Consider the following 7,579-nt stretch of genomic DNA (forward strand, 5'->3'; position numbering starts at 1 on the left):
GATGGTGTCTTCATCAACCAGATAGGCTGTCGTTGCCCCTTTGGCATAGTTGATTTCAACTTTGTTGCCGAGACGGGCTTTCAGTCCTTCCAGAACCGTAACAGGCTGATTTTGGCCGTCGCCGGCGATCACCCAGTTACCGATAGTATCCCGCTTGCTATCAGCCAGCGGACCGATCAGGGCAATGGATTCGATCTTATCTTCCTTAAGAGGAAGCACATGATTGTCATTCTTCAACAAGACAAACGATCGCCTTGCCGCATCACGCGCCAGTGCCAGGTTTTCCCGGCTTAAGATCTCCTTCTCGGCACGCTGCGGATCCGAGTAGCGGTACGGGTCTTCAAACAGGCCCAAGCGCCATTTCATTTCAAGGATCCGGCGGACGGCATCATCAATTCTTGCCATGTCCACTTTGCCTTCCTTGACCAGCTCTTCCATATGGTTCAGATAAACCCGGCCGACCATATCCATGTCGGCACCGGCATTAAACGCCAGTTCAGCAGCGTGCTTATCGTCACGGGCAAAGCCATGCGGCACCAACTCGTTAATCGCGGTATAGTCTGTGACAACGAAACCTTCGAAACCCCACTGCTTATGCAAGATATCAGTGAGCAGCTTCTTGTTAGCCGTCGCCGGGACACCGTTTAGATCGTTGAACGCTGTCATGAATGTCGCGACACCCGCATCAACCATTGCCTTAAAGGCTGGTAGCTGCGTCGTCCACAACTCATACTCGGAAACGTCGGTGGTATTGTAATCCCGGCCACCCTGAGCCAGGCCGTAACCCACGAAGTGCTTGGCCGTCGCCATGATCGTATCGTGCTTACTCAGGTCATAGCCCTGAAAGCCTTCGACCCGGGCAACAGCCATGGCACTGCCTAAGTACGCATCTTCACCCGCACTTTCAGAAATCCTTCCCCAGCGCGGATCCCTGGCGATATCCGCCATCGGCGCAAACGTCCAGTTAATGCCTTCGGCTGCGGCTTCACGTGCCGATACACGGGCATTGTTTTTAACCAGCTCTACATCCCAGGAAGCCGCTTCACCAATAGACTGAGGAAAAATGGTTTTGTGGCCGTGAATCACATCCAGACCGATAAGCAAAGGGATCCCCAATCGAGTTTCTTCGACGGCAATCTTCTGCAGTTCATGGGTTATCTCGGCACCATAGGCATTAAAGATAGCGCCGACCCGGCCTTCCCGAAGCTGGGTCATATAATCATCATTGAGCACAGAACCAGTCGTTGCCATCCGTCCGGTTTGCAGATCCAACTGACCAATTTTTTCCTTTAACGTCATGCGAGATATCAAATCGCTGATAAAACTATCCATCTCTGCCTTGTTATCATTCCAATGCACTACAGACGCTGGTGCTGACTTTTCAACCTTAACAAGATCACTAAACGTACCTTGTGCCATAGCCGGTAAACTTACAGATATGCTAAACATCAATAAACAACGTTTCCAATTGAGTTTCATAATTAGTCCAAAGAAATAAATGAATTCTTTATATAAAATTTACTGTCTTACTTTACTGAATAAATGGTATTGCCCCAGCTGAGAACTATTATCGAATAATGATCATCCCCAAGCGGGCTGAAACAAAAAGCTAAAAAACAAAGAGTAAGTTCGCAGAGAATATGCTATCTCTCTGACTTAATCCCTCAGGAACCCGATTATAATACTGACTATTATGGGAGAGCTTTAAGGCAATACTTTCTGAAATATTATTAATCGCACTGAGATCCGTATCCATTTGAGTATTGCTCTTACCGGATACAACCGTCACATCAGCGGACAAGGCTAAATTAGGCAGTACCTGCCATGATGTCTTCACTTTTCCCCTGACAATCATCTCTTCCACGGTTTCGGGAAAAATGATGTCTTTTTTGCCTATCTTATCCGTATTTGGCTTCTGATAACGGTAGCCTGGGCCTCCTTCAAGCTCAAATACAAAATCTTTGGTATAAGCGAACTGGTAACCCAGTCCGGCTGATAATGTACAGTTCTTAAAATACGCACTGTACTTAGAGTCTACTCGTTTATAACTTCCGTAGGTATAATTCTTGGCCCCTATTTTATAGTCTGTCTGGGCATCAATGATTGACTGCCTTTTATCTTCTACTCCATCTTTATATACCATGAAGTATTTTAACTCTCCCTTTGAGCGGTATCTTCCGCGTTTATACTCAGCACCAATTCTGGCATTAAGAGAATTGGAATCTGAGTTTCCGGAGTATGCTTGATAACCGAACTCTATCTCTGTTACTAATGGTGGCGCTTTTTCTATTTCTTCGGCATTAATTATTAGGCTATAAGAAAGACCAGATATTATCAGCCATATTTTAAATACAAATTTACACATAAAAACTGCAAAGAACGCCTCGGTACCACATGCAAAGATAAGGATACATTAACCTTATTTTTTTGAAGTACCGGGCGATAATTATCTCTCAGGTTATAAGTATTGCCCTAGGTATCCAATATATGGATACCTAGTGACATGCTCTACTAGTAGCCGAGTGATCTTCTTTCTTTCCGGGTCATATATGGATATGGCGCTTCAAATACGTCTTCAGGAACCTTGTACTCATAACGCGCTTTTTTCAGCTCAGTCGTCATGTACTCACGCACCTTCTTGTATTTCGGATCCTCATAAACGTTATTCACTTCATTCGGATCCGCTTTTAGATCGTACATCTCAAACCAGCCCTTGCCTTTATTTTGAGAGTAGAAATCAATCAGCTTGTAGCGGTCGCTTCGAACACCGTCATGGCGAGGAACATTGTGACCACCTTCCATGTAGTAGTGATAGTAAACCGTCGGACGCTCTTTCTGCCATTGGGCATCGGATTCCTTGCCAGTCAGGACATCCATAAATGATTTACCCTGCATTTCTTCTGGCGTCTTAACTCCGGCTGCTGCCAGGAATGTCGGTCCAAAATCAATATTCTGAACCATCGCCTCAGGCTGAGAATGCGCCGGAATTTTGCCAGGCCAGCGGATCACGAACGGCATTGTCATACCCGGCTCGTACATATAGCGTTTTTCAGCCCAACCATGCTCGCCGATAAAGAAGCTCTGATCTGAGCTGTAAACAACGATGGTATTCTCTGCCATGTTGTTTTCATCCAGCCAGTTCAGCAAGCGACCGACGTTTTCATCAACGGCAGTGACCGAAGCCATGTAATCCCGCATGAAGCGCTGGTAGATATACTCGGCACGAATTTTCTTCTCGTTTTCAGGCACTTTACCGTAGCGTACCTTATATGGCGGCTTCTGAATCTTCTTCCAGTAATCAACGTTAATGTCATCATAAGCGGCATGCCATGCAGCAATCTGCTCATCGGTCATACGTGACATCCAACTGTCAAATGCTTTGCGCTTCTGCTTGCTCAGGCTATTGAGCCAGTCTTCGCGGATTTGCTTACGTTCTGGTGTCGTCGGTGCTGGCGGGAAGGCATTGATCCCCTCACCCGACATGCCATATAACTTCATCCAGGCTTTGTCTGCGTGTTCACCGCGAGTGTTGTAATCGTCGAACAAGGTGTCAGGTAACGGGAATATCTTATCCTTGAACAGTTCCAGATGTCGCAATGGCGGACGACGTGGGGTATGCGGCGCTTTAAACTGTACCTTTAGCAAAAATGGCTTATCGGCATCACGCTTCTTCTCAAGCCATTCAAGTGACTGATCGGCGATCACATCAGCTGAATAGCCTTCAACCGTTGTGACATTACCTTTATTATCAATAAACTCCGGTTGGTAATAAGTACCTTGACCACCGTGTCCACCCAGAACATTGGAATAGCCAAATTCATCCGTCGGTGTCGGGCGCATGTGCCATTTACCAATCAGTGCAGTTTGGTAACCGGCATCTTCCAACAGGTGCGGATAAATGGTCTGATCCGGATTCCAGCGAGATGTATTGTCAATTACGCCGTTCATGTGCGAGTGCTTACCCGTCAGAATGGAGGCACGGCTCGGCTGACAAATTGAGTTGCCAACAAAGGTATTACGTAATAGCGCGCCTTCATTGGCGATGCGATCAATGTTCGGTGTGCTTACAAATTGGTCATTGTAAGCGCTGATAGCCTGTGTAGAGTGGTCATCGGAAAAAATAAATAAAATGTTAGGCTGATCGGAAGTCGCTGCTGCGGCCTGCGCCGAAATGGTGCCGGCAGCTAAGAGTACCCCTATGCCCTTCGACAAAGTCGAGCGGTTAATTTTCATGTTATCCTGCTTTTTTAAATAATTACAGTCGATCAGGTAGCGATGGCTGTGGAGCTCCGTCTTTTTCGTCATGCACGCAAATATTGGCGAGCCCTCAATGTCACAGGCATCCATTAAGGGATGCCTGTGAGCTTATCGGTTATTAAAAACCTAGAGATTTTCTTTCTTGCGCTGTCATGAATGGATACGGCGCTTCGTAAACATCCTCTGGCACTTCGTATTCTTGACGGGCTTTAACCAGCTCGGCAATCATTGTGTCACGCGTCTTCTTGTACTTAGGATCGTCAAACACGTTGTTCACTTCATTCGGATCGACTTTCAGATCATACAGTTCGTAGATCCCCTTACCGCCATTTTCGGAATAGAAGTTAATTAGCTTGTAACGATCGCTTCGCACACCATCATGACGAGGTACATTGTGGGCACCTTCCATGTAATAGTGGTAATACACGTACGGACGCTCGCTTTGCCACTCGGCATCACTCTGCTTTCCTTTCAGCACGTTTAAGAACGATTTACCCTGCATTTCACCTGGTACATCAACACCGACAGCAGACAGGAAGGTTGGTGCGAAATCGATATTCTGGATCATGGCCTGTGGCTTCGAGTGCTCGGGGATCACGCCTGGCCAACGAATAACGAAAGGCATTTTCATCCCTTCTTCGTACATGTAGCGCTTCTCGGCCCAACCGTGTTCACCAATGTAGAAGCTCTGATCCGAGCTATACACAACGATGGTGTTATCAGCTAAATCATTCTTATCCAGCCAGTCCAGAATACGGCCGATATTTTCATCAACCGTTACCGCAGCGGCGGCATATTCCTTCATGAAACGTTGGTAGTTGTACTCTGTACGCGCCTTTTTCTCTGCAGGCGGTACATAGCCATAACGCATCTTGTACTCTGGTGTCTGAACTTTCTTCCAGTACTCCACGTTGATGTCATCATAAGCGGTATGGAAAGCAACACGCTGCTCGTCCGTCAGACGTGCCATCCATTTATCGAAGGCCGCTCGCTCTGGTTGACTCATGCTTGCCAGCCATTCCTCACGAATTTTCTTCTTCTCTGGTGTCGTTGGTGCCGGTGGGAAGGCATTAATCCCTTCCGCCGTCATACCATATAGCTCCATCCAGGCTTCGCTGGCATGCTTGCCACGCGTGCTATAGTCATCAAACAGCGTTGCCGGAACCGGGAACTTGGTGTCCTTGAACAGTTCCAGGTTGCGAAGTGGTGGTCGGCGCGGCGTATGCGGAGACTTAAACTGTACTTGCAAAAGGAAAGGCTTGTCGGCATCGCGGTTTTGCTCTAGCCACTTGATAGACTGATCGGTAATGATATCTGTCGAGTAACCTTCAACTGTGGTGATTTTGCCATAATTATCAATGAACTCAGGCTGATAGTAAGTACCCTGACCACCGGCACCGTTAAGCACATTGGAATAGCCAAATTCATGTACCGGCGTCGGGTGCATGTGCCACTTACCAATCAATGCAGTTTGGTAACCAGCGTTTTCCATCAACTTCGGATAGATAGTTTGATTTGGATTCCAACGGGAGGAATTATCAATAACACCATTCAGATGTGAATGCTTACCAGTAATAATCGAGGCACGGCTTGGCTGGCAGATGGAGTTACCGACAAATGCATTTTCAAAGACAGCACCTTCTCTGGCAATACGATCAATGTTAGGTGTTTTTACCAGATCCCCACCATATGCGCTGATTGCATTTGTTGAGTGGTCATCAGAAAAAATAAATAAGATATTAGGTTGCTCAGTCACCGGAGCTGCATGAGCGGTAAGGGAGCTAGCAGTCAGCAGTGCCCCTATTCCCTTAGCTAACGTAGAGCGTGATATTTTCATATTATCCTTGCTTGCATTTCAAAATTAAACTACCGGCTAAGTACCTGTCGAAGATAAAACATGCACTTCAACTTAATCATCCGTGTTCCAGAACACGGGATGAACACTTCACCGTAGAAATCCGATCTTGTAGAAACCACTGCACCATAGCCTCTATAAGCACTCAATTTTGATGATTCACACTAGAATGAAGCCACGCGACATTCTATAAATCACAATATAAACGTTTCGAAAAAACACGTCAATCAACGTTATTGAAGACAGATCATTTTATGTCGTAAATATGACATCCATCAGAAATCTTAACTGTTTTTTATGATTTATCGCTCATTTTTCGAAGTTTTTGTGGTTGAATACTCAAGTTATTTCCAGATTTGTGACAACTGATACATTTGTTACTGATGTCACATGACAACCACTATAGAAACGTTTATATTGATGCTTGGCAACATAACTAGCTTGAATTATTGCTAGCTTGATCGACTGAATACGTCCGAGCCGGGGGTCTTTAAAAAGCTCATTTCTATATGCCAATAACAGCGCCAACACGTATGTGCCTGCTCCACCTAAGAACAGAAGGATTTATGAAAAAGAAGGCTATTATGAAAAAAACATACTTAACAACAGCGATGCTAATGCTGTTTTCTGCCGCTTCGCAACCCGCTATAGCAAGTCAACCGACCCCAAAAGAGCCAACTGCACCTAACATCTTATTGATCACTGCAGATGATATGGATTACGGCTCACTCGGTGTTACAGGATCAACCGTACCAGAAATTTCTCCTAACCTGGACCGCCTGGCCAGCCAGGGGATCCGTTTTAAGAATGCCTTTGTGACAGTTTCGGTGAGTGAACCTTCTCGCGGCGTTATCGCAACAGGCCGCTATGTACAAAACAGTGGTATCGTTGGTTTCTACCCGACGACACAACAAATCCCGACACTGGCAGAAGATCTAAAAGACAACGGATATACCGTCGGTATCCTGGGTAAGGTTAACCACTCCACCCCTAAATATGTCGACGACTATGTCTGGGACCTCAACAAGGACAAAGAAGAAGTCGGTAGCGGCCGAAGCCCGAAACTGTATAGGAAGCATTTGTCGGCTTTTATCGACTCGGCTAAAGCGGAAAACAAACCTTTTTTCATGATGGCCAATTCTCACGATCCGCACCGCCCGTATTTTGTCGACTCACCGAACTATGAACGAAACGGACGGCAACGCCCTTCTCGAATTTATAAACCGGATGAAGTTCAGGTGCCTAGCTTCCTGCCAGACCTACCTCAGACCAGGGTCGAGTTGTCGCAATACTTTAGTTCCGTCAAGCGACTGGATGACACGGTCGGTGAAATGATGTCTGTGCTCGAAGAAAAGGGCGTCAGTGATAATACGATCGTCCTCTTCTTGTCTGATAACGGTATTGCAGCACCTTTTGCTAAATCGAATGTATATCGTAACAGTAACCACACACCGTTCTTTGTTCGCT

General features: G+C 46.2%; 5 protein-coding genes. 1 reads left to right on the forward strand and 4 read right to left on the reverse strand.

What is annotated here, in order from left to right; genetic code table 11:
• The 4 genes from MHN01_RS10540 to MHN01_RS10555 all read right to left on the reverse strand — a co-directional run.
• Positions 1-1,419 (reverse strand): glycoside hydrolase family 3 N-terminal domain-containing protein (locus MHN01_RS10540; protein ID WP_239411316.1); only part of this gene is annotated, 1,419 nt, incomplete at its 3' end.
• Positions 1,420-1,609: 190 nt separating this feature from the next.
• Positions 1,610-2,365, reverse strand: a complete 756-nt coding sequence (locus MHN01_RS10545) for a DUF481 domain-containing protein (protein WP_239411317.1) — start codon at positions 2,363-2,365, stop codon at positions 1,610-1,612.
• 146 nt (positions 2,366-2,511) lie between these two features.
• Complete coding sequence (locus MHN01_RS10550; protein ID WP_239411318.1) at positions 2,512-4,233, reverse strand: sulfatase; 1,722 nt, start codon at positions 4,231-4,233, stop codon at positions 2,512-2,514.
• A gap of 142 nt (positions 4,234-4,375) precedes the next feature.
• The gene (locus MHN01_RS10555) at positions 4,376-6,094 is read right to left on the reverse strand and encodes a sulfatase (RefSeq protein ID WP_239411319.1); all 1,719 of its coding nucleotides are present in this window, start codon (positions 6,092-6,094) and stop codon (positions 4,376-4,378) included.
• 602 nt (positions 6,095-6,696) lie between these two features.
• On the opposite strand from MHN01_RS10555, the gene MHN01_RS10560 reads away from it, so the two are divergent.
• A partial coding sequence (locus MHN01_RS10560) for a sulfatase-like hydrolase/transferase (RefSeq protein WP_239411320.1) occupies positions 6,697-7,579 on the forward strand: 883 nt, incomplete at its 3' end.

The sequence above is a fragment of the Photobacterium sp. OFAV2-7 genome (assembly GCF_022347985.1).
Lineage (GTDB): Bacteria > Pseudomonadota > Gammaproteobacteria > Enterobacterales > Vibrionaceae > Photobacterium.

Coding starts and splice junctions, on each gene's coding strand:
- MHN01_RS10545 (WP_239411317.1), bottom strand. CDS start 2,365: ATGTGTAAATTTGTATTTAAAATATGGCTGATAATATCTGGTCTTTCT.
- MHN01_RS10550 (WP_239411318.1), bottom strand. CDS start 4,233: ATGAAAATTAACCGCTCGACTTTGTCGAAGGGCATAGGGGTACTCTTA.
- MHN01_RS10555 (WP_239411319.1), bottom strand. CDS start 6,094: ATGAAAATATCACGCTCTACGTTAGCTAAGGGAATAGGGGCACTGCTG.